The 24,085-nt window shown below is 64.6% G+C and carries 23 protein-coding genes, 1 tRNA gene and 2 pseudogenes; 12 read left to right on the top strand and 14 right to left on the bottom strand.

What is annotated here, in order from left to right; genetic code table 11:
- Positions 1–48: 48 nt before the first annotated feature.
- From L858_RS20165 to L858_RS0113575, 3 genes and pseudogenes are all read left to right on the top strand, one after another.
- Positions 49–743: pseudogene (locus L858_RS20165) on the top strand (DUF899 family protein).
- Positions 744–892: 149 nt separating this feature from the next.
- On the top strand, positions 893–2,710 hold the full coding sequence (typA, locus tag L858_RS0113580; protein ID WP_022683700.1) for a translational GTPase TypA: 1,818 nt from the start codon (positions 893–895) through the stop codon (positions 2,708–2,710).
- 292 nt (positions 2,711–3,002) lie between these two features.
- Complete coding sequence (locus L858_RS0113575; RefSeq protein WP_022683699.1) at positions 3,003–4,052, top strand: DUF1176 domain-containing protein; 1,050 nt, start codon at positions 3,003–3,005, stop codon at positions 4,050–4,052.
- 3 nt (positions 4,053–4,055) lie between these two features.
- Here the strand turns inward: L858_RS0113575 and egtD are convergent, their stop codons facing one another.
- From egtD to gluQRS, 6 genes are all read right to left on the bottom strand, one after another.
- Positions 4,056–5,015 (bottom strand): L-histidine N(alpha)-methyltransferase, encoded by a 960-nt coding sequence (gene egtD / locus L858_RS0113570; RefSeq protein WP_022683698.1) that lies wholly within the window; start codon positions 5,013–5,015, stop codon positions 4,056–4,058.
- A gap of 4 nt (positions 5,016–5,019) precedes the next feature.
- Positions 5,020–6,288 carry an ergothioneine biosynthesis protein EgtB gene (gene egtB, locus L858_RS0113565; protein ID WP_028056122.1) on the bottom strand — a complete coding sequence of 423 codons (1,269 nt, stop codon included), beginning with the start codon at positions 6,286–6,288 and terminating at the stop codon, positions 5,020–5,022.
- A 75-nt stretch (positions 6,289–6,363) separates the two neighbouring features.
- Positions 6,364–7,167, bottom strand: a complete 804-nt coding sequence (locus L858_RS0113560; protein WP_022683696.1) for a GGDEF domain-containing protein — start codon at positions 7,165–7,167, stop codon at positions 6,364–6,366.
- A 100-nt stretch (positions 7,168–7,267) separates the two neighbouring features.
- Positions 7,268–7,837 (bottom strand): cob(I)yrinic acid a,c-diamide adenosyltransferase, encoded by a 570-nt coding sequence (locus L858_RS0113555; RefSeq protein ID WP_022683695.1) that lies wholly within the window; start codon positions 7,835–7,837, stop codon positions 7,268–7,270.
- A 7-nt stretch (positions 7,838–7,844) separates the two neighbouring features.
- A complete protein-coding gene (locus L858_RS0113550) occupies positions 7,845–8,078 on the bottom strand; it encodes a twin transmembrane helix small protein (protein ID WP_022683694.1) in 234 nt (77 codons plus the stop codon).
- A gap of 10 nt (positions 8,079–8,088) precedes the next feature.
- Positions 8,089–8,994: a tRNA glutamyl-Q(34) synthetase GluQRS gene (gluQRS, locus tag L858_RS0113545; RefSeq protein ID WP_028056121.1), complete on the bottom strand. Its 906-nt coding sequence runs from the start codon at positions 8,992–8,994 to the stop codon at positions 8,089–8,091.
- A gap of 94 nt (positions 8,995–9,088) precedes the next feature.
- On the opposite strand from gluQRS, the gene L858_RS0113540 reads away from it, so the two are divergent.
- Positions 9,089–9,655: an HNH endonuclease gene (locus L858_RS0113540; RefSeq protein WP_022683692.1), complete on the top strand. Its 567-nt coding sequence runs from the start codon at positions 9,089–9,091 to the stop codon at positions 9,653–9,655.
- Positions 9,656–9,693: 38 nt separating this feature from the next.
- On the opposite strand, the gene L858_RS0113535 is transcribed toward L858_RS0113540, so the two are convergent.
- Positions 9,694–10,443 carry a Crp/Fnr family transcriptional regulator gene (locus L858_RS0113535; protein ID WP_022683691.1) on the bottom strand — a complete coding sequence of 250 codons (750 nt, stop codon included), beginning with the start codon at positions 10,441–10,443 and terminating at the stop codon, positions 9,694–9,696.
- Between the two features lie 196 nt (positions 10,444–10,639).
- Here L858_RS0113535 and murA point away from each other — a divergent pair, with 196 nt between their 5' ends.
- Together murA and L858_RS0113525 are read left to right on the top strand one after the other, a co-directional pair.
- Positions 10,640–11,923 (top strand): UDP-N-acetylglucosamine 1-carboxyvinyltransferase, encoded by a 1,284-nt coding sequence (gene murA, locus L858_RS0113530; protein ID WP_022683690.1) that lies wholly within the window; start codon positions 10,640–10,642, stop codon positions 11,921–11,923.
- Positions 11,916–13,439: a sensor histidine kinase gene (locus tag L858_RS0113525; RefSeq protein WP_022683689.1), complete on the top strand. Its 1,524-nt coding sequence runs from the start codon at positions 11,916–11,918 to the stop codon at positions 13,437–13,439. The genes murA and L858_RS0113525 overlap by 8 nt, the downstream gene beginning before the upstream one ends.
- On the opposite strand, the gene L858_RS0113520 is transcribed toward L858_RS0113525, so the two are convergent.
- The 3 genes from L858_RS0113520 to L858_RS0113510 all read right to left on the bottom strand — a co-directional run bounded on the left by L858_RS0113520 (position 13,384) and on the right by L858_RS0113510 (position 14,773).
- Complete coding sequence (locus L858_RS0113520; protein WP_022683688.1) at positions 13,384–13,821, bottom strand: response regulator; 438 nt, start codon at positions 13,819–13,821, stop codon at positions 13,384–13,386. The genes L858_RS0113525 and L858_RS0113520 overlap by 56 nt on opposite strands.
- Positions 13,822–13,932: 111 nt before the next feature.
- Complete coding sequence (locus tag L858_RS0113515) at positions 13,933–14,151, bottom strand: hypothetical protein (RefSeq protein WP_022683687.1); 219 nt, start codon at positions 14,149–14,151, stop codon at positions 13,933–13,935.
- A 4-nt stretch (positions 14,152–14,155) separates the two neighbouring features.
- Positions 14,156–14,773 carry a DNA-3-methyladenine glycosylase family protein gene (locus L858_RS0113510; protein ID WP_028056119.1) on the bottom strand — a complete coding sequence of 206 codons (618 nt, stop codon included), beginning with the start codon at positions 14,771–14,773 and terminating at the stop codon, positions 14,156–14,158.
- Positions 14,774–14,847: 74 nt separating this feature from the next.
- Between L858_RS0113510 and L858_RS0113505 the strand changes: the two genes are divergently transcribed.
- Positions 14,848–15,165 (top strand): 2Fe-2S iron-sulfur cluster-binding protein, encoded by a 318-nt coding sequence (locus L858_RS0113505; protein ID WP_022683685.1) that lies wholly within the window; start codon positions 14,848–14,850, stop codon positions 15,163–15,165.
- Between the two features lie 21 nt (positions 15,166–15,186).
- Here L858_RS0113505 and L858_RS0113500 read toward each other — a convergent pair whose 3' ends face one another.
- The gene (locus tag L858_RS0113500; protein WP_022683684.1) at positions 15,187–15,933 is read right to left on the bottom strand and encodes a hypothetical protein; all 747 of its coding nucleotides are present in this window, start codon (positions 15,931–15,933) and stop codon (positions 15,187–15,189) included.
- A 33-nt stretch (positions 15,934–15,966) separates the two neighbouring features.
- Positions 15,967–16,707, bottom strand: coding sequence for a 23S rRNA (guanosine(2251)-2'-O)-methyltransferase RlmB (gene rlmB / locus L858_RS0113495; protein ID WP_022683683.1), 741 nt, complete (start codon positions 16,705–16,707; stop codon positions 15,967–15,969).
- 101 nt (positions 16,708–16,808) lie between these two features.
- Here rlmB and L858_RS0113490 point away from each other — a divergent pair.
- From L858_RS0113490 to L858_RS0113480, 3 genes are all read left to right on the top strand, one after another.
- Positions 16,809–16,895: transfer RNA gene (locus L858_RS0113490), tRNA-Tyr, on the top strand.
- Between the two features lie 96 nt (positions 16,896–16,991).
- A complete protein-coding gene (locus L858_RS0113485) occupies positions 16,992–17,312 on the top strand; it encodes a DMT family transporter (RefSeq protein ID WP_022683682.1) in 321 nt (106 codons plus the stop codon).
- A gap of 220 nt (positions 17,313–17,532) precedes the next feature.
- Positions 17,533–19,803, top strand: coding sequence for a glycoside hydrolase family 3 N-terminal domain-containing protein (locus tag L858_RS0113480; RefSeq protein ID WP_022683681.1), 2,271 nt, complete (start codon positions 17,533–17,535; stop codon positions 19,801–19,803).
- Positions 19,804–19,848: 45 nt separating this feature from the next.
- On the opposite strand, the gene L858_RS0113475 is transcribed toward L858_RS0113480, so the two are convergent.
- Positions 19,849–20,307, bottom strand: a complete 459-nt coding sequence (locus L858_RS0113475; RefSeq protein WP_022683680.1) for a glycine zipper 2TM domain-containing protein — start codon at positions 20,305–20,307, stop codon at positions 19,849–19,851.
- A gap of 185 nt (positions 20,308–20,492) precedes the next feature.
- Between L858_RS0113475 and L858_RS0113470 the strand changes: the two genes are divergently transcribed.
- A complete protein-coding gene (locus L858_RS0113470) occupies positions 20,493–22,361 on the top strand; it encodes an ABC-F family ATP-binding cassette domain-containing protein (RefSeq protein ID WP_022683679.1) in 1,869 nt (622 codons plus the stop codon).
- Positions 22,362–22,376: 15 nt separating this feature from the next.
- Here the strand turns inward: L858_RS0113470 and L858_RS0113465 are convergent, their stop codons facing one another.
- Complete coding sequence (locus tag L858_RS0113465) at positions 22,377–23,471, bottom strand: AI-2E family transporter (protein ID WP_028056118.1); 1,095 nt, start codon at positions 23,469–23,471, stop codon at positions 22,377–22,379.
- Positions 23,472–23,645: 174 nt separating this feature from the next.
- Here L858_RS0113465 and L858_RS0113460 point away from each other — a divergent pair.
- Positions 23,646–24,085, top strand: a pseudogene (locus L858_RS0113460) (IS6-like element IS6100 family transposase); the annotation flags it as partial.

Here is a 24,085-nt window from a genome sequence, read left to right as displayed (position 1 = left end):
TATAGGGCCTGAGGCGCTTCATTGGCAATCACTGGCAGGAGAGCGACCATGGACGCACTGAAGCCCGCAGTGGAACTGGCGGCCTTGCGCCGCCCCGGCTTTCCCGGTGAGAGCGAAGCCTATGCGCAGGCTCGGCAAGCGCTGTTGCAGGAAGAGATCGCGTTTCGCCGCCATATGACCAGTCTCGTCGAGCAGCGGCAGGCCTTGCCACCGGGGCCGGTGATCGAGAAGGAGTATCGCTTCAAGGACGAGCAGGGTTTGAGGTTGGCCTCAGCCAGCTGTTTGGCGACAAGGACGCGCTCGTCACCTACTTCTGGATGTATGGGCCGGAGCGGGAACGCCCATGCCCGATGTGCACCAACTGGCTGGGCGCGGTGAACGGCAACGCGGCCGACATCAAGCAACAGGTTGCGCTGAAGATTCTCGGTCGTAGCCCTGTCGAGCGGCAGTCCGCCTTTGCGCAGGAGCGTGGCTGGCGCGACCTCGACTTCGTGCAGACGGTGGGCGACGATTATGCCCGCGACCTCGGGCTGCTCAAGGAGGATGGCGAATATCCGGCGCTGGTCGTCTATCGCAAGGACGGCGATCAGGTGCGCCTCTTCTGGATGAGCGAGATGGGCTTCGACATGGCCGATCCGGGGCAGGACCCGCGGGACGCGCCGGACATCGCCTCGCTCTGGTCGGTCCTCGACCTGACGCCGGCAGGGCGCCCCGCAGACTGGTATCCCAAGCTGCGCTACTGAAACTCACCCCACCACTCAGCGAACGGAATGGGATTGGCTGCAGGCGAGCCTTCAAACTTGCCGCATTGCGTCATTTCCTGTAGGGGCGCGCGCGATAGTCTGGTCAGGCGCGGTGCCGGCCGGGAAAACATGAATCCCAAAGGCACAACATGTCCCTGCGTAATATCGCGATCATCGCGCACGTCGACCATGGCAAGACCACGCTCGTCGATCAGCTTTTCCGCCAGTCCGGCACCTTCCGCGACAATCAGCGCGTCGAGGAGCGCGCGATGGATTCGAACGACCTAGAAAAGGAACGCGGCATCACCATTCTGGCAAAGCCCACCTCGGTCGAATGGAACGGCACCCGCATCAACATCGTCGATACGCCGGGCCACGCCGACTTCGGCGGTGAGGTGGAGCGCATCCTCTCCATGGTCGACGGCGTCATCCTGCTGGTCGATTCGTCGGAAGGCGCAATGCCGCAGACCAAGTTCGTGACCGGCAAGGCGCTGGCGCTCGGCCTTAAGCCCATCGTCGTCGTCAACAAGGTCGATCGCCCCGACGAGCGCATCCAGGAAGTGCTGGACGAAGTGTTCGACCTGTTCGTGACGCTCGAAGCCAATGACGAGCAGCTCGACTTCCCCGTCCTCTACGCCTCGGGCCGCAACGGCTATGCCAGCGAAGATCCGCAGCGCCGCGAAGGCACGCTGGAGCCGCTGTTCCAGAAGATCGTCGATCACGTCCCGCCGCCGTCGCTGGAGCAGGACGCACCGTTCAGCTTCCTTGTCACGCTGCTCGACCGCGACAACTTTCTCGGCCGTATCCTCACGGGCCGCGTCCAGTCCGGCACGGTCAAGGTGAACCAAGCGATCCATGCGCTCGACATGGACGGCAAGGTGATCGAAACCGGCCGCGCATCGAAGATCATGTCGTTCCAGGGCTTGGATCGGGTGCCGGTCGACGAAGCCAGAGCGGGCGACATCATCAGCCTCGCGGGCCTCACTGTCGCGACTGTCGCCAACACCATTTGCGACACGTCGGTCAGCGAGCCGATCCAGGCGCAGCCGATCGATCCGCCGACGCTCTCGATGCGCTTTGCGGTGAACGATTCGCCGATGGCCGGTCGTGAAGGCAGCAAGGTGACGAGCCGTATGATCCGCGATCGCCTCGCCCGCGAAGCCGAATCGAACGTTGCGATCAAGGTGACCGAGAGCGACGACAAGGACAGCTTTGAAGTCGCGGGACGCGGCGAACTCCAGCTTGGCGTCCTCATCGAAACGATGCGCCGCGAAGGCTTCGAACTCGGCATCTCGCGTCCCCGCGTGCTGTTCGGCGAGGATGAGAATGGCGGCAAGACCGAGCCTTATGAAACCGTCGTCATTGACGTGGACGATGAATTCTCCGGCACGGTCGTCGACAAGATGAACATCCGCAAGGCGGAGATGACCGACATGCGTCCTTCGGGTGGCGGTAAGACCCGCATCACCTTCTCGGCGCCGTCGCGCGGCCTTATCGGCTATCATGGCGAATTCCTGTCCGACACGCGCGGTACCGGCATCATGAACCGGCTGTTCGAGAAATATGGGCCGCACAAGGGCAAGATCGAAGGCCGCAAGAATGGCGTTCTCATCTCGAACGGCGCGGGCGAGGCCAACGCCTATGCGCTGGGCCCGCTTGAGGAACGCGGCATCCTGTTCGTGGGTGTAGGCGAAGCGCTCTACGAAGGCATGGTGATCGGTGAGAACGCCAAGCCTGAAGACCTTGAGGTTAACCCTATGAAGTCCAAGGCGCTCACCAATTTCCGTGCCAGCGGCAAGGACGACGCTGTCCGCCTGACCCCGCCCAAGCGCATGACGCTGGAACAGGCGATCGCCTATATCGACGACGATGAAATGGTCGAGGTGACCCCGAAGTCGATCCGTCTTCGCAAGCGTTATCTCGATCCCAACGAGCGCAAGCGCATGGCGCGGGCGAAGGCTGCATAAGTCGGAATTGCCAGGACAAGCGAAGGGGCCGGTGTCGTGAGACGCCGGCCTTTTTTGTGGCGACGCGCCTCACCCGTGAACCCGAGGCAAGGGTAGAGGGAGAGCGACTGACTATCCCATCCGTCACCCCTGACTTGATCGGGGTCCCGCTCATCATGAGGCGAGCCTGACCTCAACAAGCGGGACCCCGGCTCAAGGTCGGGGCGACGAAGTAGGGTGGAGAGCTCTCATATGAACTTGTGCCGAAACCAACCCTCTACCATCCTCCCCTTAACCGCCTTATAGTTAACCCATGGGGGCAAAACACATAATCGCGCTGGCAGCGGCGCTGTCGGCATTCATTATGTCATCGGCCAGCGCGCAGACGCCCCGGCCGGGCAAGCTGGAAACCTACAAGGACTGGACCATCGGCTGCGACAATCGCGACCGGTGCGAGGCGGTGTCCTTGCTGCCGGAGGGTGGCGACTGGCCCGACGCGCCTGTCATGATGGGAATCACGCGCGAGGCAGGATCAGCGGCCGATCCGGAAATCTGGGTGAGCCGCGATGCCAAGGGACGGGAGGAACTGAGCTTCTTCGTCGACGGCCGCAAGATCGCGGCTGCTTCCAGCGTGGATGGCGAAACGAGCCTCCAGGGCCCGCAGGCCGCGGCGCTCGCTTTCGCCATGGCTCGCGGCACGACCCTGGAAGTGCGCGCCGCGACGAAACCTATCGCCCGTCCGTCGCTTGCCGGCTCCGCAGCCGCGCTTCGCTATATGGACGCGCGGCAGGGCAGGGCGGGCACGATGGCCGCTCTGGTTGCGACCGGGCCGCTCGCCCGCAGCGTTTCCCGTGCCGCGCCAGCGACGCCCTCGATCCGCCGCGCCCTCATCGCCAAGGGCGCCGAGCCGCCCGCCCTGTGGCGCGAGGAACTGGCCGCGCTGGGCAAGTTCACCGGCTGCGCCGACGAGATGAAGGACGCCGCCCCGCCCGAACTGCATCGGCTCTCCAAAACGGGGGTTTTGGTGCTCGTTCCGTGCGGCGCTGGCGCCTATAATTTCTCGTCCGTGCCGGTGATCGCGACCGGGATAGCGGGCCGGCGGGCGTTTCGCTTCGCCAGCTTCGACTATCAGCCGGGTTGGAGCGAGGATGCCGCCCATCCCATGCTGGTGAATGTCGACTGGGCGCCGCTCACCTCGACGCTGCAAAGCTATGCAAAAGGACGGGGCCTGGGTGATTGCGGCGGCAGCGAATCCTATGTCTGGGACGGAAAGGCATTCCGGCTCGCCGAAGCCAGTGCCATGGGCGAATGCCGCGGCGCCTGGCACTGGATCACGACCTGGTCCGCCAGGGTGACGGAATAGCGCTTATGCGGCCTCTGCCAGGATCAACGAGAACAGCCCTTCTTCGTCGCTCCATTCGCGCACAGGCTCCCAGCCGCCAGCCCGCAGCAGCAGCCGGGCATCGCGCGGACCATATTTGTGGCTGCTTTCGGTATGGATCGTCTCCCCCGCGGCCATGTTGAAACATTGGCCCGCGACGTGAAAATGCAGCGGGCGCACGGCCTGCAGGTGCATCTCGATCCGCGCCTTGTCATCGTTCCAGATCGCCCGGTGCGCGAAGCCGTCCAGCGGCAGGTCGCCGTCGAGCTCGCGATTGATCCGCGCGACAAGGTTGAGGTTGAAATCGGCCGTCACGCCGGCCGCATCGTCATAGGCGGCGATCAGGCGGCGCTCGTCCTTGATTCGGTCCATGCCGATCAGCAGCATGGCCCCATCCTCCAACAGGCGCCGCATGGCGCGTAGCAGATTGACTGCGGCATCCGGCTCCATATTACCGACCGTCGAGCCGGGGAAGAAACCCAGTCGCGGCTGTCCTGCGATCGCAGCGGGCAGCGTGAGCTCCTGATGAAAATCCCCGACCAGAGGCAGCACCGGAAGGTCCGGGAAGGCGGAGGACAGCGCGCGGCTGCTCAGGTGCAGGAAGTCGCCGCTGATGTCGATCGGCACATAAGCGGCGGGATCGACAGCGCGGAGCAGATGCGGCGTCTTGCGCGCGCTGCCCGCGCCGAATTCGATCACCGCGCGGCCCGGCCCGATCGCTTCGGCAAATTCGTCCCCACACCGCTCCAGCAGGGCCGTCTCCGTTCGTGTCGGATAATATTCGGGCAGGTCCGTGATCGCCTCGAACAGCTCCGACCCGCGCCGGTCATAGAACCAGAGCGGCGGCGTAGCCTTGGGGATATGCGACAGCCCGTCCAATATGTCGCGGCGAAAGGCAGGGTCGATCTCATGACCGGCCCGTGGCGGATCTTGCGTCAGCAACATGGCTCTACAGGTCCTTCGCCAGCCGCAGTCCGGTAAACTGCCAGCGCTGATGGGGGTGGAAGAAATTACGATAGCTCGGCCGCATATGGCCGCGCGGCGTGGCGCAGCTGCCGCCTTTCAGTACGAACTGGCCGGACATGAACTTGCCATTATATTCGCCCACCGCTCCCTCTACAGGGTGGAAGCCGGGATGCGGGCGGTAGGCGCTGCCGGTCCATTCCCACGCATCGCCAAACATCTGCGTCAGGGCGGAGCCGCTGTCGGCCGCGCGGGTACGGGGGCAGGCTCCATCGTCCAACTGGTTGCCGCTGGTCGGCGCGACATTCTGCGCGGCGCTCTCCCATTCAGCCTCTGTGGGCAGCCTTGCGCCCGCCCAGCGCGCATAGGCGTCCGCCTCATAAAAGCTGATATGCCCGACAGGTGCTGCAGGGTTGACCGGCTTGCGGCCGTCGAGCCCGAATCGGGTCCAGCCCTGATCGGTGCGTTGCCAGTAAAGCGGCGCCACTATGCCGCCCGCCTGTACCCAATCCCATCCGTCGGACAGCCAATGCGAAGGGTCGCCATAGCCGCCTTCCTCGATGAAGCTGGTCCATTCGCCATTTGTGATCAAACGGTGCGCCAGTGCATGGGGATGCAGCAGCGCCTTGTGGCGCGGCCCTTCGCAATCGAAGGCGAAATCCGTTCTGCCATCGTCGCCGATCTCGACCAGCCCCTGCCGCCCTTCGATCCAGTGCAGCGGCCCTGGCACCGGCGCGGGCAGGTCGTTGGCGGCGTCGTAGAGCGCCGGCTCCAGCGGATTGAGCGAAAGCAGGTGCAGGATATCGGTCAGCAGCAATTCCTGATGCTGCTGCTCATGATGCAGCCCCAGGAGCACCATGGCCTGCGCCTCTGGCGGCAGCATCGGCAGCGCCGTGGCCAGCGCCGTATCAACATGGGCGCGGTAGGCGCGAATGTCCTCCAGGCTGGGACGCGTTAGCATGCCACGCAGGGGTCGGGCATGCCGCGGCCCTTCCGCCTCATAATAGCTGTTGAACAGGAAGGCGTAGCGCGGATCGAACGGCCTGTACCATTCGACATGGTCGCGCAGCACGAAGGTCTCGAAAAACCAGGTGACATGCGCCAGATGCCATTTGGCCGGCGAGGCGTCGGGCATCGACTGCACCGTTGCGTCCGCGTCGGAAAGGGGGGAAGCGAGCGCTTCGCTGAGCGCTCGAACCTCCCGGTAGCGGCCCAACAGCTCATTCTGGTTCAATGCTGTCCGGCTTCTGACCATCTTGCCCTTCGATGCGTTTGTATCGCTCTCGCAGCAAAGAAGCGCCGGAATGGCGCTAATGTTCCGAAAAGCCGGTCAGAAACGGGCAGAGACGCGCAGCGACGCGCTTCCGGCACGCTGCACCTGATCGCCACCGGAATTGCTCGCGTTGGCGAGCGCCGCCTTGGCCTTGTAGATGGCGGCCGCGATCGGCTCGCCACGCCAGCGGCAAAGCCCCGCCGAGAAGGTGAGGGGCTCGCCATCGGTCGCCGTCAGGGGTTCGTGCCGAAGCTGCGCGGCGATCCGCGCCAGCGACCAGCTGGCTTCATCCTCGATCGCGTCGGGATAGAAGATGGCGAACTCCTCGCTGTCCCAGCGGGCGATCAGGTCGATGCGGCGAATGCGCGAGGACAGGCGGTGGCCGAACGCCTGCAACAATGTGTCCCCCGCCCCGCCGTCAAGCGCGTGATCGGCCAGCCGGTCGACGGCGACGAGCGCGATGCACCCCTGCCTCTGCTCGGCCGGCAATGCGTCCAGCCGCGCCAGAAAGCCGCGCCGGTTGGGCAGGCCGGTGAGCGCATCTTCCAACGGCAGGCTGACTGGCTCGCTCATCCGGTCCCGCCGTGCGACGATCTGGCGCATAACCGCGAACAGCCCCTGATGCCGCTCCTCGTTGTCGCTCCGGTTCATCAGCGCCGCGATCCCGCGCAGCAGGATGGCAGCGCCCGCCCAGCTGCCGAGCAGCAGGATGATGATTTCTGCCGATGCGACGCGGCCGGTCGCAAGACCCCAGCCCATGTAGAATAGCAGCGGCAGATGGCTCGCCAGGCAGCAGAGCGCGAGCAGCCGCAAGCGCAGCGGGCGCGCCAAATCGGCGGAACTTGCGAAATCAAGGTGCATCCGGGCGCCCGCTCTGGAGGAACGGTGCAAAATTGGGCGTCCGGGTAAAGCCGGGATGAAGGAAGAAGGTTAACGGGTGCGGACCGCCCCTAACACCGCGTTAGCGAGACGCGCCTGGCACCCATTTGACGTCGCCGGCGCCATTGCCGTTCAGCCGGCGGGCGAGCACGAATAGCAGGTCGGAGAGCCGATTGAGATAGGCGAGCGCCTGCGGGTTCAACCCCACCTCCGCTGCCGCCGCAGTCGCGCTCCGTTCGGCCCGCCGGGTGACGGCTCGCGCCAGATGCACCGCGGCAGCGGCCGCCGATCCGCCCGGAAGAATGAAGCTGTCGAGCGGTTGCAGCTCTGCATTCATGACGTCGATCTCGTCTTCCAGCCGCTTGACCTGACTGGCGACGATACGCAACGCCCATGGCTCGTCTGCGCCCTCCGGCAAAGGGGTGGCGAGATCGGCGCCCAGGTCGAAAAGATCATTCTGGATGACCGTCAGCGATTGCGCTTCCGTCGTGCTCCCCATGGCCACGATAGCGAGCCCGATGGCGCTGTTCGCCTCATCGACGTCGCCGACCGCCTGCATGCGCGGCGCATATTTGGGCAGGCGCGATCCGTCGACGAGTCCCGTGGTGCCCGCGTCGCCCGTGCGGGTGTAGATCTTGTTGAGCTTGACCATCGGCGGATCAGCCGTTGCTCTTCATCAACAGCAGGATCGCGACGATGATGACGGCAGCCGCCTGGAACAGGATGCGGTTCATCATCATCTTGTTCTGCTTCAGGCTGGATGGTCGCGGGACGCCATCGGGCGCGTTGAGTTCTTCCTTGGCCGCCTGAAGGAAGGCGATGATGCCGCGGATCAGCGCGAACAATGTGGCGCCCATGGCGAGGATCAGGGCGATGACGAGCACGGTGTTCATGAATGGAAATCTAGGCCTGTGCGACTGAAATGCCAATGGGGAAGCGTCCGGCGCGCAAATCGGCGGCAAGCTGTGCCGGATCGGCGCCATGGGCACGCAGATCTGCCAGCGCGATCGACCCGCTCCGCTTGGCGAGCCGCCGCCCCTCTGCGTCGACCAGCAGCGGATGGTGGATGTAAATGGGGGTAGGCAGGGCGAGCAGGGTCTGGATCAGCCGGTGGATGTCGGTGGCTGTGCGCAGGTCTGCTCCACGCAGTACATGGGTGACGCCCATCGCGGCATCATCTAGCGTGCAGGAGAGATGGTAGCTCGCCGGCGCATCCTTGCGCGCCAGCACCACGTCGCCCGCCGTGATCGGATGAGCGGCGACGATCGAGGTTTCCCCAGGCTTGCCGAACGGGAATGTGCCGGCTTGCCATGCCAGCGGACCGGCCTGAGCTGTCGCCCGCGCCATGTCGATGCGCCAGGCATGCGGCTCTCCCGCCGCGATGCGCCCTTGCCGTTCCTCGCCGCTCAGTCGCCTGCATGTGCCCGGGTAAACCGGTCCTTCGGCTCCATGCGGCGCGCTGCCGCTCGCCGCGATGTCCGCGCGCGTGCAGAAGCAGGGATAGGTGAGCCCCATCTCCTTCAGTCGCTTGAGGGCCGCGTCATATTGGCCCAATCGCCGCGACTGGAAAATGATGTCGCCGTCCCAGTCCAAGCCAAGCCATTGCAGATCCTCGACAATCCCGGCGACATGTTCCGGCCTGCTGCGGGTGCCGTCGATATCCTCGACGCGCAGCCGAAACACGCCGCCATGAGCACGCGCCATGTCCCAGGCCATCAGCGCGGACCAGCCATGCCCGACATGCAATCTACCGGTGGGGCTTGGCGCGAAGCGAGTTACTATATGCTGTGGTTCAGCTGCCTCTGTCATACAGGCCCTTGACGGGCGGGGGTGGTTAATGCTGTCATGCTGCCGTCACGTTACTGGTGGATCAGAGCGTGGCCCAAGGGGTTGAAGGGTTCTTATGTACCATCCCGACCTGATACCACATCCGGAAAGCTGCCCGGCGCTGGTTCTGAACGCCGACTATACGCCGCTCAGCTATTATCCCTTGAGCCTCTGGCCTTGGCAGACCGCCATCAAGGCGGTCTTTTTGGATCGGGTCGACATCGTCGCCAGCTATGAGCGGGAGGTGCACAGTCCCAGCCTCCAGATGAAGATTCCCTCCGTCATCGCGCTCAAACAATATGTGAAGCCCTCGGAGCATCCTGCCTTCACCCGTTTCAACCTGTTTTTGCGCGACAAGTTCGCCTGTCAATATTGCGGATCGACCCACGACCTGACCTTCGATCATGTCATTCCGCGCCGGGCTGGTGGCCGGACGACTTGGGAAAATGTCGCGACGGCTTGCTCGCCATGCAACCTCAAGAAGGGCGGGCGCACGCCGCGGGAGGCGCATATGCATCTGCACGAGATCCCGATCCGCCCGACCAGCTGGCAATTGCTGGAAAACGGCCGCGCCTTCCCGCCCAACTATCTGCATGAAAGCTGGCACGACTGGCTTTATTGGGACGTGGAACTTCTCGCGTAACCCTGTGTGCGCAGGAGCACGCCGAACCGCAGATAGGCTCAGCTCAGCCCTGGTATCCAATCCAGGTCCATATCCTTGTGCCGGTTCGTGTAATGGCCGATCTCTTCCAGCCGCGCCATGTCCAGCAGCGTGATCCGTCCGTTCGACCGGCTGATCAGCCCTTCCTGCTCCATCTGCCGGATCATGCGGTTCACATGGACTGAAGTGAGGCCGATCGCATCGCCGATTTCTTCCTGCGTCAGCTTGAGGTCGAAGCTGTCGACGATGCCATCGTCCGTGATCCGCAGCCGATCGAAGATATCGAGCAGGAAGGCGGCGACCCGCGCCTTGGCCGATGTGCGACCCAGCGACGCGAGCCGGTCCGTCAGCGATACGCGCTCGGCATTGGACAGCAGGAACAGCAGGGCAGCAACACGCGGAAATTCCTCCAGCAAACGGCGGAGTGCATTCTTGTCGAAGGGGCAGATGACCGAATCCGTGAGCGCGATCAGCGATTCGGGTGCCTTGCTGTAGATGGTGCTGGCCGAGCCGATGAAGTCGCCGGGAAAATAGACGCGTAAAATCTGGCGGCTGCCGTCGGGCAAGATGACGAAGCTCATCACCCGGCCTTCGCGCAGCACGAACAATTCGGTGATCGTGTCATTCACCCGCTGGATCATTCCGCCACGCTTCACCTTGCGCGGATTCTCCTCAAGCTTGGCAAGCGCTCCCTTTTCCGCATCGGAAAGCGGCACATGCTTGGCCAGCTTGTCCGCGAAACAACTTGTCGCCACCAACAGCACCTTCATCTCAAATTGTCGTTACGGTGGCAAAACGCCCCACGGGCCTTTTGGCTGCATTTTTGGGGGCTGCACTAAACTCGATCAATTTCATGTCAGTAGAGGTGCAAATCTTTGCTCGCCCCGACGTTGCGGGATCGCTGCACACCCTCCGCCGTGCCCTTGCCGCCTTGCGTGAAGCGTAATTAACGTTAAGACCCAGCCGATGGACCGCATTCACATTCGCGGCGGCAAAGTGCTGCAAGGCCGCCTCCCCATTTCCGGCGCGAAGAACGCCGCATTGACGCTGCTGCCTTGCGCGCTGCTGACGGACGAACCGGTAACGCTGCGCAACCTGCCGCGCTTGGCCGACGTGGACAGTTTTGGTCACCTGCTCAACCAGCTTGGCGCCTCGACCATGATCGAAGGCGCACGGCCGGAGGATTTCGGCCGGGTCATGACGCTCCGCGCGGGCCGTATCACCTCTACCGAAGCGCCGTATGACATCGTCCGCAAGATGCGCGCCTCCATCCTGGTTTTGGGGCCGCTGCTGGCCCGGGCTGGCGAAGCGCGGGTTTCGCTCCCCGGCGGCTGCGCCATCGGCAACCGGCCGATCGACCTCCACCTGAAGGCGCTGGAAGCATTCGGCGCGATCATAGAGATCAACGCCGGCTATGTCCGCGCCAGCGCGCCCGATGGCGGCCTGCCGGGCGGCATCTACACCTTCCCCGTCGTGTCGGTCGGCGCGACGGAAAACGCGATCATGGCGGCGGTCCTCGCCAAGGGCAGTTGCGTCCTTGAGAATGCCGCGCGGGAGCCGGAGATCGTCGATCTTTGCAAGCTGCTGATCGCAATGGGCGCCGATATTGAAGGCGTCGGATCGGACAAGCTGACCATCCACGGCCGCGGCAGGCTGCACGGCGCGACCTACAGCGTCATGCCCGACCGGATCGAGGCGGGCAGCTATGCCTGCGCCGCTGCGATCACGGGCGGCTCGCTGGAACTGGCGGGGGCCTGTGCCGACGACATGCACGCGATCCTCGCGGCCTTGCGGGACGCGGGCGTCCATGTCGAGGAACTGAAGGACGGCATCAGGGTGTCGGCCGATGGCAAGCTGCGCCCGCTGACGCTCTCGACCGCGCCCTTCCCCGCCTTCCCGACGGACATGCAGGCGCAGTTCATGGCGATGCTGACCAAGGCGGACGGCGCCTCGGTGCTGACCGAGACGATCTTCGAAAACCGCTACATGCATGTGCCCGAACTGGCGCGCATGGGCGCCGACATCGGCGTCAATGGGCGCACGGCCGTCGTACGCGGGGTCGATCGGCTGGTCGGCGCACCGGTCATGGCGACCGACCTGCGCGCCTCGATGAGCCTCATCCTCGCAGGGTTGGCGGCGGAGGGCGAGACGCAGGTCAACCGCGTCTATCATCTCGACCGCGGCTATGAACGGCTGGAGGAGAAGCTCTCGGCCGTCGGCGCCGATATCGAGCGTGTCAGCGATGGCTGACAGGCCCGGACTTGAGACGGATCGCGCGGCGCTGATCGCGCGCTATGATCTCGATGCCGGCGGCTTCACGACGCTCGACCAGGTTACGGCGTTCGCGTGCGCCTTATGCGAGGCTCCCATTGCCCTGGTGGGCATTGTCGACGGGGATCGACAGCGCTTTCTCGCCCGCACGGGCACCGATGCCGAAGAAACACCGCGCAGCATCTCCTTCTGTACGCAGGCGATGTTGAGCGATGCCATCTTCGTCGTGTCCGATGCTTCCCTTGACTCGCGTTTCGCGCAGAATCCGCTGGTGACCGGACCACCCTTCATTCGCTTCTACGCGGGAGTCCCGCTGATCGGTCATGAGGGCATTGCGTTGGGCGCACTCTGCGTCATCAGCGACAAGCCCCGACCGGACCTGAGTGCGCTCCAACGGCAAGGCCTTTTGCTACTCGCGCGGCAGGTTATGGCGGAACTGGAGGGACGGCGGCGCGACCGCGACCTCATCGCTCAGCAACACCAGGATGCGCAGGCGGTGGCGGACAGCGACCGCCTGTTTCGCACGCTTGCCGACACCATGCCGCAGATGGTCTGGTCGACACTGCCGGACGGCTATCATGATTATTTCAACGCCCGCTGGTATGAGTTTACCGGCGTGCCGCTCGGGTCCACCGATGGTGACGGCTGGAACGGCATCTTCCACCCCGACGATCAACAGCGGGCGCGGGAACGCTGGCAGCAGAGCCTCGAAACAGGCGAGCCCTACGAAATCGAATATCGCCTGCGGCACCATAGCGGCGCCTATCGCTGGACGCTTGGCCGCGCCCTGCCGATCCGGGATGCGGAGGGGCGTATCACGCGATGGATCGGCACCTGCACCGACATCAACGACCAGATTGCGATGGTGGAGGAGCGGGAGGTCATCGCGCACGAACTGTCCCATCGTATCAAGAATATCTTCTCGGTGATCTCCGGCCTCATCGGCCTTTCTGCTCGCGAGCATCCCGAGATCCGCGCGGTGGCGGACGATCTGCGCGACCGGATCATGGCGCTCGGCCGAGCGCATGACTTCGTCCGGCCGCATAATAACCTCTCACAGATCCCTGATGGCGAGGGTCGGCTGCGCGGCATATTAGAGCAGATTTTCATTCCCTATCGGGATGCGCAGGGGCCCCGCATCCTGTTCTCGGGTGAAGATCCGGCGATCGACGACCGGTCGGCGACCCCTCTTGCGCTGCTTTTCCACGAACTGGCTACCAACGCGGCTAAATATGGCGCGCTGTCTACCCTCCGAGGCCGCGTCCATCTGTCCGTGCAGCGGGAGGGCGGGGACTATCGAATCGAATGGCTGGAAGAGGGTGGTCCCCCTATAGGCCCGACCAAATTTCAGGGCTTTGGCAGCCGCCTGATGCAGTTGAGCGTCGAGCGCCAACTGGGTGGCCGGATGAGCCGCGAGTGGCGGCCGAAAGGTCTGGGCCTTACCCTCTGGATTCCAGTTGGCTCCATGAGCCGGACGACGGCGGAAAAGGCGTAAAGCCGGCGATTTCCGCCGCTTCCAGTTCCGGGCTTTCTGTCGCGGCGAGTTGCAGCGTCGCCATGATGCTTTGAGCGCGAAACGGCTTGGTGATGACGCCCAGCGCGGCTGCGGAGGCCGAGCCGATCTGCGCGGGATTGGCCGTCACATAGATGACGCGAATACCATATTGGCTGGCTAGTTCCATGCCGATGCCGGGACCGGTGGGACCGTCGCGCAGGTTGAGATCGACCAGAGCGATATCGCAATCGCTGGCGGCCTCCAGCGCGGCTTCACGGTCGGCCGCAATGGCGCCAACAGTGAATCCCGCATCTTCGACGATATGCTCGATTTCCAGCGCGACGAAAATTTCGTCTTCGACGATAAGAACCTTTTTGCTCATCCCTCGGCCCACGCAACTGGAGGAGGTAAATACCCCAGCAAGCAAGCGGTTCCCGCAGCCGCGAAAAAAACTTTGCCGCGCCGCACGGCGGCGATGACAGGGGGGAAGGCGTTACTCTGTCACGCTGGTCCACAAAATGTCGAACTCCGTGCCCCGCATCAGCAGCACCGACGCAGGGTAACCGCCCTCGCTTGCCTTGCGCGCCGTATCGGTTGCGCTCGCAACAGCCGCCTCCTTTGCGCTGAAAGGACCGAAGTAACGATTGTCGAGATTGATCTTCCACACGCCCTCATGTTCCAGGACGATATAGCGGGCATGGGGCGGGGACATGGGATTATAGGACCTCCGTGTTATAATGATGCCAAGCCATGATCGCCGCCGCGCCGCGATGGGGGCGCCAGCGTTCGGCGAGGCTGCGCGTCATCTTCTCGCTGGGCCGCTCGGGCAGGCCCAATATGCGCCCGACTTCAACCTGCACGGCGAGATCGCCGGCCGGCCAGATATCCGGCCGTCCTTCCGCGAACAGCAGATAGATTTCCGCCGACCATCGCCCGATCCCCTTGATCCGGGTCAGGAGGTCGATCGCTTCCTCATCGTCCGCCGGGAGGGCATGCAGATCGATCGTGCCGCTCGCCACCAGTTCGGCTAGACTGCGTGCATAGCCCTGTTTCTGGCGCGACAGGCCACAGGCGCGCAACGCGTCATAGTCCCGCGCCAGCAGCGTTTCAGGCGCGCACCCTTCGCCCAGTTCCTCCTCCAGCCTCCGCCATACCGCCGCCGCGGCAGCGACGCTGACTTGCTGACCAACGATCGTCCGTAGCAGGGTTTCGTAGCCTGGTGCCCGGACGCGGGGCAGGGGATAGCCGACGCGGCCCAGCGCAGCGGCAAAGCCGGGCTCGATCGCCGCGATTGCATCGATGCCGGCGCGCAATTGTTCTGCGGTTGTTACCATGAAATCGCTGCCGGCCCTTGATTTCCCGCAGCCGGTCCGTATTGACCTGCGGCAAGTATGAGGGACCTGGGTACATGGCGAAACTGATTGTGGTCAACCGTTCGGGCGAAGAGCAGGCGGTTGAAGGTGATAACGGCCTGTCGGTCATGGAAATCATCCGCGACAAGGGCTTTGACGAGCTGCTGGCGCTGTGCGGAGGCTGCTGCTCCTGCGCGACCTGCCACGTCTATGTCGATCCCGCGTTCGCCGACAAGCTGCCGGCCGCCAGCGATGACGAGAACGACCTGCTCGACAGCTCGGACCACCGCAACGAAACCAGCCGCCTGTCTTGCCAGCTGACCTTCAATGAGGCGCTGGACGGCCTGCGGATCACCATCGCGCCGGAAGACTGACCGCTTTTTCGCCCGCCCGCCTTATGGCTTGAGCCTCAAAGTGGCGGCGGGCGCTTCGCTGGTCTGCGGCGTCACGCGCCAGACGATCTGCTTGCCCAAGGGGATGTCGCGCGTGCCATCCTCCTGATTCTGGCTCACGATCTCGGCATCGGTGGTGAGCGTGAAGACGCCGTCGAGCGCCTTGGCGGCATTATCCCTCGCGCTCCCGCCGCCTGCCGGTCCGCGGCTCTTGTCGAAGCCGCTGGAATAGCCGGGCGCTCTCACCCGCACCCGATCGTCATTGCGCAATTCCACCGCGACGAAGGGCAGCACGATTTCCGCGTCGCTGTTGAAGGGGAAGAGAAAGGCGTGGGTCAGCTTGCCGCTGATCGCATAATCGATCTCGAACCGGTGCTCGCCCACATAACGCGCCGAGCGGAAGCCCCTCTCCTTGCTCAGCGCCGTTGCGATCGCTTGCATCTGCGCGTCGTCGCCCTTGCCCTGCTTGACATCGAAGCGCTCTTCCTCAGCCTTCTTCGCCAGCGCAATGCGCAGCGCGCTGTCCCCGCTCGTCTGGGGTTCGGCGCCTTTGATGGGATCGTCAGTGCCGGGCAGGGAGCCCAGCCCTTCACCGATGTCCGACGCCAGTATCTCGCCCGCGTAAGTGAAGCTGAAGCTGCGATCCGCCCTGATGTCGAGCGCGGATTCGAACTTGCCCGGCGTCACCAGGCAGGCGGAGAGCGTAAGGCTGGTCGCCAGAGCAGCCGCGGCCCGCAGAAAACCAGCCATATTATCCCCCTGGTCGTTCGGTCCTTCAAGCGGCTACCGGCTGGCAGCCGCGTAAAGGGCGATCGCCGCGGCGTTGGATACGTTCAGGCTCTCCATCCGCGGGCTGATCGGCAGTTTAGCAAGGATGTCGCAATGCGCCATGCTGTTGTGGCGCAGCCCTTCGCCCTCGGCCCCCAACACCAGTGCCACGCGTGAGGTGCCGATCGCCTCACCCAGCGTCTGGTCGGCCCCGCCGTCAAGGCCGATGCGCCAATAGCCCGCCTCTGCGATCTCGTCGAGCGCCCGGGCGAGGTTCACTACCCGTACCCAGGGCACGATCTCCAGCGCGCCCGACGCCGTTCGTGCGAGCACGCCTGATTCGGGCGGCGCATGGCGATCCTGCGTCACGATGCAGAGTGCGTCAAATGCCGCCGCCGAACGCAGGATCGCGCCGACATTATGCGGATCGGTCACCTGATCCAGCACCAGCACGGGCCTGTTATCATCCGCGCCTGCCTCCAGAGCGTCGCCCAGCCAGACATCTTCCAGCGGCTCGACCTCCGCGACGATCCCCTGATGAGGTGCGTCGGACGGGACCATGCGGCCGAGATCAGCGACATCGGCATAGACGATGGGCAGGACCGGCGGCAGGTCGAGCGCGTTCAGCGCGTCGCGCGTGCCCCAGATCTTGCGGACGACCCGGTCCGGATTGGCCAGGGCGGCGATGACGGCATGGCGCCCATAGAAGCGGGGAAAGGTCCCTTTGGCCTTTCCGGTGCGATTTCCTCTTTTCATGGGCCGCTCTTTTCACATGAGGCCATTGACAGGCAAGTCTCCTTTCGTCATTGGAGCGCCCTCCAGCCGATCGGGGCTTCCCCGACTACGGTTAGGCGACTGGACAGGTGGCCGAGTGGTTAAAGGCAGCAGACTGTAAATCTGCCCGGGTTTCCCGTACGCTGGTTCGAATCCAGCCCTGTCCACCATCGCTTCCCAGGGAAGCGATCCGGCGCGCCGCCTCTTACGGGTTTCCGGCCCGCGCGCCTGCCTCGACCGAGCCCGCAGGAAGAAGGGATCGCGCTATGGCGTGGCTCATCCTCGGCATCGCCGTGTTTACCGAAATCTGCTGGGCCTTGAGCCTCAAATGGGCCGCGACGGTTGGCAGCTGGCAGGCATCGTCCGTGCCGATCATACTCAGCTTCGTCAACATGGGTCTGTTGGCGCTGGCAATGAAGGGGCTGCCCGCCGGGACGGCCTATGCGATCTGGACCGGCCTTGGCGCCGTGGGCGTCATCATCGGCGGAATGATCCTGTTCGGCGATCGGGTGAGCGGCGTGCAGGCCTGTTTCATGGCGCTGATCGTCGTCGGCGTCATGGGCACGAAGCTGTTCGCGCCGGCTTAAGAAAATCGCGCGCATCCATAGCATCCGTCGAGCCTTGATGCCTATTCCGCTCGTGACGCGAAATGGATGCTGAAACAGGTTCAGCATGGCGCAGGGCGCGAGTTAAGCTGGAGGTCGACATTCACCGACCCCAGACCCCGACCCGCCTCTCCGCGGTTGCGCCATCGCCCACGCCAACCGGATAAGTGCCTTTCATCCAGATTCTGATACATTCCCCTTGATGAGCATCGATCGCCGCTCCGTCCTTGCCGCAGCCCTTGCGGGTGTCTTCACTCTCCCTCTGCCGCGCCGCGCTCTGGCCGCGGCTGAGGTCGAGCGGGTGGACGCACTCATCGCGCGGATGACGGTGGAGGAGAAGGCCGGGCAGATGACCTGCCTCACCGACAGTTTCCGCCCCTACAACCCGCCCAATCCACAGGTCGGCATCCAGAATGAAAGGCAGCTGGCCGATGAAGTCCGCAAAGGGCGGGTGGGCTGCCTGTTCAACGGGATCGGCGTGGCCGGCGCCCGCCGCGCGCAGCAGATCGCGGTCAAGGACAGCCGGCTCGGCATCCCCCTGCTGTTCGCGGGCGACGTCATCCATGGCCTCCGCACTATTTTCCCGGTCCCGATCGCCGAAGCCGCCACCTTCGACCCCGCGCTTGCCGAACGCACCGCCCGCGCGATGGCGAGCGAAGCCACGGCGGCCGGCCTGCACCTGACCTTCGCTCCGATGGTCGACGTCGCCCGTGACCAGCGCTGGGGCCGCGTCGTCGAGGGGGCGGGAGAGGATGTCTATCTCGGCTCCCTGCTTGCCGCCGCCCGGGTGCGCGGCTTTCAGGGGCGCGACCTGCGCCGCGACGACAGCTTGCTCGCCTGCCCCAAGCATTTCGCCGCCTATGGCGCGGTCGCCGCCGGCCTTGAATATGGCAGCGTCGACATTTCCGAAGAGACGCTGCGCGAAACCCATTTGCCGCCCTTCGGCTCAGCCTTCGCGGCGGGCGCGCTCACCACCATGGCGGCGTTCAGCGAGATTAATGGCGTGCCCGCCACCGCCGACCGCGATCTGCTGACCGACTTGCTACGCGGTGAGATGAAGTTCCGCGGTTTCGTCTTTTCCGACTATACGGCCGACGAGGAACTGATCGCCCACGGCTTTGCCGAGGATGAGCGGGACGCGGCCCGCCTTGCCGTTCTCGCCGGCGTCGACATGTCGATGCAGAGCGGCCTCTATATCCGCCACATTCCCGATCTGGTGAAGAGCGGCGCGGTGCCGATGGAGACGGTCGATGTTGCGGTCCGCCGCATCCTCTATGTGAAGACCGCCATCGGCCTGTTCGACAATCCCTGGCGCTCGCTCAACGAAGATATGGAGAAGGCCCGCGTCGGCGCGCCCGCCCTTCAGGCCCTGTCGCGGGAAGCGGCCGCCCGTTCGATCGTCCTGCTGCGCAATGAGGGGTTGTTGCCGCTCGATCCCGCAAAGGGGCAGAAGATCGCTCTGATCGGCCCGTTCGGGGAGGATCGCGCGAACCTCTACGGACCATGGGCCTTCTATGCGGAAAAGGGCAAGGGCGTCGATGTCGCCGCCGGGCTGCGCGCCGCCATGCCTGACCCGGCGCAGCTGATCGTTGCCAAAGGCAGCGAGATCCTCGGTCCGATCGACGGCGGTATTGCGCAGGCGGTGGAGGCCGCCCAGGCCGCAGACATCGTCATACTTGCCCTCGGCGAATCGCAGGACATGTCGGGCGAGGCGCAGTCCCGCACCGTGATCGAAATCCCGCCGCCGCAGCAGGCGCTGGCGCAGGCCGTCACCGCCATCGGCAAGCCCGTGATCGTGCTCCTGCGCCACGGCCGCGCACTGGCGCTGCATGACGGCGTGGCGAACGCGCAGGCGATCCTCGCCACCTGGTTCCTGGGGTCGCAGACTGGCCATGCCATCGCCGACATCCTGTTCGGGCGCGAGAACCCGAGCGGCAAATTACCGGTCAGCTTCCCGTGGGAGTCGGGGCAGGAGCCTTTCTTCTACGACCGCAAATCCACCGGGCGTCCGGTGGTGGACAGCAATATCGAATATAAGGCGCGCTACACGACCACCGACAACAGCGCCCGCTTTCCCTTCGGCCATGGCCTCAGCTATTCGGAATTCGTACTCGACAATCTGAAGCTGTCCGACACGGCGCTGCGCTGGGATCGGGCCATAGAAATCACCACCCGCCTCACCAACAAGGGAAAGCGCAAAGGCAGCGAAGTGGTGCAACTCTATATCCGCGACCGCGTCGCCAGCCGGACCCGTCCGATCCGCGAACTCAAGCGCATCGAACGCGTCACGCTGGGGCCCGGCGAGAGCAAAACGGTCCGCTTCTCCCTCTCCCGCACCGACCTGCAATTTGTGGGATCAGGCAACCGCATCATCGCCGAACCGGGGGCGTTCGACCTCTGGGTCGGCCAGTCGTCCACCGACGGCTTGCACGCCCAGTTCACCCTCTATGCGGCGGAAGCGGTTGCCCGCTGACGTGCTCCTGCTCCCGCAGGAACACAGTCTGATTGCATCCAAATCTCAGCGGCAGCCATCCTGCTCGATCGCCCGGCCGGCCAGCGCGCCCGCGCCCGCGCCCAGGATCAGGCCGGTCGTGCTCGGCCGGTTCCAGCGACCGCCGCGCCCGATCTCTCGCCCCAGCAGCCCGCCGAGCACGCCCCCGACCACCGTGCCGGTCGTCCCGGAAGAGCAATTGGTGTAGCGCGGCCGGGCGCGATGCACCGGGCGCTCGCGCACATATTCGTCGCGCTCATAGCCGTCCTGATAATGGACAGGGCGCCGATCATAGTCGCGATAGCCCCGGTCGTAGCCGCGATCGCCATCCTCCTCATGATAGGTTTCGCTGCGATAATAGCTGCCATCATCGCCATCATAGCGCTCGGTATATTGATAATGGCTCTGCGCCATCGCGGGCGACGCAGCGATGCCCGCTATTGCTGCGGCCGTCAGCGACGCAGATGTGAGGATGGTCTTGAACATGGAACCTCCCGGAAAATTCCCCCTAGCGGGATCTTAGGCAGATGATTTGCCGCCGCGCGGCTTACGCCACGCTGAATATTGTTGCGGGTAAGAGGTGAGAAACATCGGTTCGCCGCATTTTGCGGTTGGACTTGAAGGTTTCTCGGCGCTGACAAGGCCGATCCGCTCTGCTAGGGGGGCTGCCCATGCTTAATCTCAACGGCATCACCGTGCGCCTTGGCGGCCGCACCATCCTTGATCGCGCCAGCGCCGCGCTGCCGCCGCGCAGCCGGGTCGGCCTCATCGGCCGCAACGGCGCGGGCAAATCGACGCTGATGAAGGTAATGATCGGCCAGTTAGACCCCGACGAGGGCAACTGCGACATGCCGCGCGACACGCGCCTCGGCTATATCGCGCAGGAAGCGCCCAGCGGCATCGCCACCCCCTTCGACACGGTGCTGGAGGCCGACAAGGAACGCGCCGCACTGATGGCGGAGGCGGAGCATACCGAGGACCCCGACCGCCTCGGCCATATCTATGAGCGGCTGAACGCCATCGACGCCTATACCGCGCCGGCGCGCGCCGCCCGCATCCTGGTCGGCCTCGGCTTCGATGAGGAAATGCAGGGCCGCCCGCTCGACAGCTATTCGGGCGGCTGGAAGATGCGCGTGGCACTCGCGGCCTTGCTCTTCTCCAACCCCGACCTGCTGCTGCTCGACGAACCATCGAACCACCTCGATCTCGAAGCGACGCTGTGGCTCGAAAATTTCCTCAAAAGCTATCGCGGCACCGTGGTGGTGATCAGCCATGAGCGCGACCTGCTCAACAATGTGGTCGATTACATCCTCCACCTCGAGGGAGGAAAGGTCACCCTCTATCCCGGCGGCTATGACGCGTTCGAGCGCCAGCGCGCCGAACGCCTCGCCCAGCAGGAGGCCGCTCGCGCCAAGCAGCAGGCCGAGCGCGAGAAGCTTCAGGACTATGTCGCCCGCAACTCGGCCCGCGCTTCGACCGCGAAACAGGCCCAGTCGCGCGCCAAGGCGCTGGCGAAGATGCAGCCTATCGCCGCCGCGATCGAGGACCCCACGCTCCATTTCGGCTTCCCCAGCCCGCCCGAGCTGCGCCCGCCGCTCATCACGATGGACATGGCGGCGGTCGGTTATGATGACACGCCGATCCTGCGGCGCGTCAACCTGCGCATCGATCCCGACGACCGGCTCGCGCTGCTCGGCCGCAACGGCAACGGCAAGACCACGCTCGCCCGCCTGATCGCCGCGCAGCTGAAGCCTATGGAAGGCGCGATCAACAGTTCGGCCAAGATGAATGTCGGCTATTTCACCCAATATCAGGTGGAGGAACTCGACGTTACCGACACGCCGCTCGAACATATGAGCCGCGTGATGAAGGGAGCGACGCCGGCCGCCGTCCGCGCCCAGCTCGGCCGCTTCGGCTTCTCCGGCGAGCGCGCCACGCAGAAGGTCGGCTCCATGTCGGGCGGGGAGAGGGCGCGCCTCGCCCTCGCGCTCATCACCCGCGACGCGCCGCACCTCCTCATCCTCGATGAACCGACCAACCACTTGGACGTCGACAGCCGCGAGGCGTTGGTGCAGGCGCTCAACGAATATTCGGGGGCGGTGGTGATCGTCTCCCACGACCGCCACATGATAGAGCTGGTCGCCGACCGCCTCGTGCTGGTCGACGGCGGCACGGCCCAGCCCTTCGAGGGCAGCCTGGAGGATTATACCGACATCATCCTGCGCAAGGCGGACGGTAACGGCTCGGGCGGCGACGCGCCCAAGGTCGATCGCAAGGCGGAAAAGCGCAACGCGGCCGAGTGGCGCGAGAAGCAGAAGGCGGCGAAGAACGCCGTCAGCAAGGCGGAAAAGGAAATGGCGACCCTCAGCGCGGAGCGCAGCAGGATCGATCAGGCCCTGTTCGACCCCAAATCCGCGTCCGGCGCGGAGGCGAAGATGACCATGACCCAGCTCATGGTGAAGCGCGCCGAGGTGGAGAAGAAGCTGGAAAGCGCCGAGGAGATCTGGATGGAAGCCAGCGCCGCGCTGGAGGAAATCTAGCTCTTCGGTCCGACCCTACTCGGTCAACGGCCCCTCCAGCCCGTCATCCCCCTGCCGCATCTTGGTCACGATATTCCAGGTCGCGATGAACAGCGCGGCGATCACCGGGCCGATGATGATGCCGTTGAAGCCGAACAGGTCGATCCCGCCCAGCGTCGTGATCAGCACGACATAGTCGGGGATGCGCGTATCCCGCCCGACCAGGATCGGCCGCAGGATATTGTCCACCATGCCGATCACGAACATGCCGCAGAAGATCAGGATCAGCCCCTTCGCCAGCGCGCCCGTCGCAAGCAGGTAGATCGCAACCGGCGCCCACACCAGCGCCGTACCCACGGCCGGGATCAGGGAGAAGGCGCCCATCAGCACGCCCCACAGCAGCGCGCCCGGAATGCCCAGCGCCCAGAAAGCGAGCCCGCCGATCAGCCCCTGCACGATGGCGACGACGATGCTGCCCTTGATCGTCGCGCGTGTGACGATGACGAACTGGTCCATCAGCGCGCGACGGTAGCTGCTGCGCATCGGCGCGGCCCGATCCACCATGGCCGCCAGCTTCGGGCCGTCACGCAGCAGGAAGAAGGTGAGATACAGCATGACGCCCAGCGCCATCAGGAAGCTGAACGCGCTCTGCCCGATCTGCAGCGCCTGCGCCGCCACCAGGCGGAAGCTTGATGCAATTCCTTCGCTCAGCATCTCGCGTACGGCGGCGAAGTTGGTGATTCCCAGCCGCTCCAGAAAGGCGACAGCCCAGCCAGGCAGGCTGGCCAGAACCAGTGCGAACATATGGGCGAAGTTGATCTCGCCCGACTGCACCTTGGCGTAGAAGATGGTCGCTTCCTGCACCAGCGCGATCGCGAGGATGATGGCCGGCACGATCACCAGCGCGATGATCAGCAGCAGCGTCAGCGCTGCGGTGCTGTTCCGCCGTCCCGGCACCGCCCGCATCAGCCGCTGATTGAGCGGCGCGAAGAGGATCGCAGCGATCACGCCCCATAATATAGCGGCGAAGAACGGCTCGATGACGAGGGCGAAGGCGATCGAGACCACCAGGACGAAGCCCAGGAAGACCCCGTCCTCAATGCGCGCGCTGGTTGACTGCCTGCCGTCCATGGCGCCGCTTTGGCAGAACTGCTCGGGCAAATCCATCGCCCGTTATTGCGACACGGCGCGGAAGCTGAAGGCGACCGCCACTTGGGGATCAAGGCCCGCGGCGCTGTCGCCGGGGCTCTGTTGCAAAAATCGTGAAGCTTGAGCATGCTTGGCGGAGATTGGACGGACGGAACGATGACGGATTTCAAGTGGCGCCATTTCCAGGGTGATGTGATCCTGTGGGCGGTGCGCTGGTATTGTCGCTATCCGATCAGCTATCGCGACCTTGAGGAAATGCTGGCGGAACGCGGCATTTCGGTCGACCATACGACGATCTATCGCTGGGTCCAGTGCTACGCCCCGGAGATGGAGAAGCGGCTGCGCTGGTTCTGGCGGCGTGGCTTTGATCCGAGCTGGCGCCTGGATGAAACCTACGTCAAGGTGCGGGGCAAGTGGACCTACCTGTACCGGGCAGTCGACAAGCGGGGCGACACGATCGATTTCTACCTGTCGCCGACCCGCAGCGCCAAGGCAGCGAAGCGGTTCCTGGGCAAGGCCCTGCGAGGCCTGAAGCACTGGGAAAAGCCTGCCACGCTCAATACCGACAAAGCGCCGAGCTATGGTGCAGCGATCAC

It is taken from the genome of Sphingobium bisphenolivorans, from assembly GCF_000412635.1.
Classification (GTDB): domain Bacteria; phylum Pseudomonadota; class Alphaproteobacteria; order Sphingomonadales; family Sphingomonadaceae; genus Sphingobium; species Sphingobium bisphenolivorans.
This window is presented reverse-complemented; position numbering and strand designations above follow the sequence as displayed.

Excerpts from the sequence above, each read along its gene's own strand:
- murA (WP_022683690.1), top strand. The coding sequence starts at position 10,640 with ATGGACCGCATTCACATTCGCGGCGGCAAAGTGCTGCAAGGCCGCCTC.
- L858_RS0113500 (WP_022683684.1), bottom strand. The coding sequence starts at position 15,933 with ATGGCTGGTTTTCTGCGGGCCGCGGCTGCTCTGGCGACCAGCCTTACG.
- L858_RS0113510 (WP_028056119.1), bottom strand. The coding sequence starts at position 14,773 with ATGGTAACAACCGCAGAACAATTGCGCGCCGGCATCGATGCAATCGCG.
- L858_RS0113560 (WP_022683696.1), bottom strand. The coding sequence starts at position 7,167 with ATGCACCTTGATTTCGCAAGTTCCGCCGATTTGGCGCGCCCGCTGCGC.
- L858_RS0113475 (WP_022683680.1), bottom strand. The coding sequence starts at position 20,307 with ATGTTCAAGACCATCCTCACATCTGCGTCGCTGACGGCCGCAGCAATA.
- egtD (WP_022683698.1), bottom strand. The coding sequence starts at position 5,015 with ATGTTGCTGACGCAAGATCCGCCACGGGCCGGTCATGAGATCGACCCT.
- gluQRS (WP_028056121.1), bottom strand. The coding sequence starts at position 8,994 with ATGACAGAGGCAGCTGAACCACAGCATATAGTAACTCGCTTCGCGCCA.
- rlmB (WP_022683683.1), bottom strand. The coding sequence starts at position 16,707 with ATGAAAAGAGGAAATCGCACCGGAAAGGCCAAAGGGACCTTTCCCCGC.
- L858_RS0113555 (WP_022683695.1), bottom strand. The coding sequence starts at position 7,837 with ATGGTCAAGCTCAACAAGATCTACACCCGCACGGGCGACGCGGGCACC.
- L858_RS0113575 (WP_022683699.1), top strand. The coding sequence starts at position 3,003 with ATGGGGGCAAAACACATAATCGCGCTGGCAGCGGCGCTGTCGGCATTC.
- L858_RS0113470 (WP_022683679.1), top strand. The coding sequence starts at position 20,493 with ATGCTTAATCTCAACGGCATCACCGTGCGCCTTGGCGGCCGCACCATC.
- egtB (WP_028056122.1), bottom strand. The coding sequence starts at position 6,288 with ATGGTCAGAAGCCGGACAGCATTGAACCAGAATGAGCTGTTGGGCCGC.
- L858_RS0113515 (WP_022683687.1), bottom strand. The coding sequence starts at position 14,151 with ATGTCCCCGCCCCATGCCCGCTATATCGTCCTGGAACATGAGGGCGTG.
- L858_RS0113550 (WP_022683694.1), bottom strand. The coding sequence starts at position 8,078 with ATGAACACCGTGCTCGTCATCGCCCTGATCCTCGCCATGGGCGCCACA.
- L858_RS0113525 (WP_022683689.1), top strand. The coding sequence starts at position 11,916 with ATGGCTGACAGGCCCGGACTTGAGACGGATCGCGCGGCGCTGATCGCG.
- L858_RS0113520 (WP_022683688.1), bottom strand. The coding sequence starts at position 13,821 with ATGAGCAAAAAGGTTCTTATCGTCGAAGACGAAATTTTCGTCGCGCTG.
- L858_RS0113535 (WP_022683691.1), bottom strand. The coding sequence starts at position 10,443 with ATGAAGGTGCTGTTGGTGGCGACAAGTTGTTTCGCGGACAAGCTGGCC.
- L858_RS0113485 (WP_022683682.1), top strand. The coding sequence starts at position 16,992 with ATGGCGTGGCTCATCCTCGGCATCGCCGTGTTTACCGAAATCTGCTGG.
- L858_RS0113480 (WP_022683681.1), top strand. The coding sequence starts at position 17,533 with ATGAGCATCGATCGCCGCTCCGTCCTTGCCGCAGCCCTTGCGGGTGTC.
- L858_RS0113540 (WP_022683692.1), top strand. The coding sequence starts at position 9,089 with ATGTACCATCCCGACCTGATACCACATCCGGAAAGCTGCCCGGCGCTG.
- L858_RS0113465 (WP_028056118.1), bottom strand. The coding sequence starts at position 23,471 with ATGGACGGCAGGCAGTCAACCAGCGCGCGCATTGAGGACGGGGTCTTC.
- typA (WP_022683700.1), top strand. The coding sequence starts at position 893 with ATGTCCCTGCGTAATATCGCGATCATCGCGCACGTCGACCATGGCAAG.
- L858_RS0113505 (WP_022683685.1), top strand. The coding sequence starts at position 14,848 with ATGGCGAAACTGATTGTGGTCAACCGTTCGGGCGAAGAGCAGGCGGTT.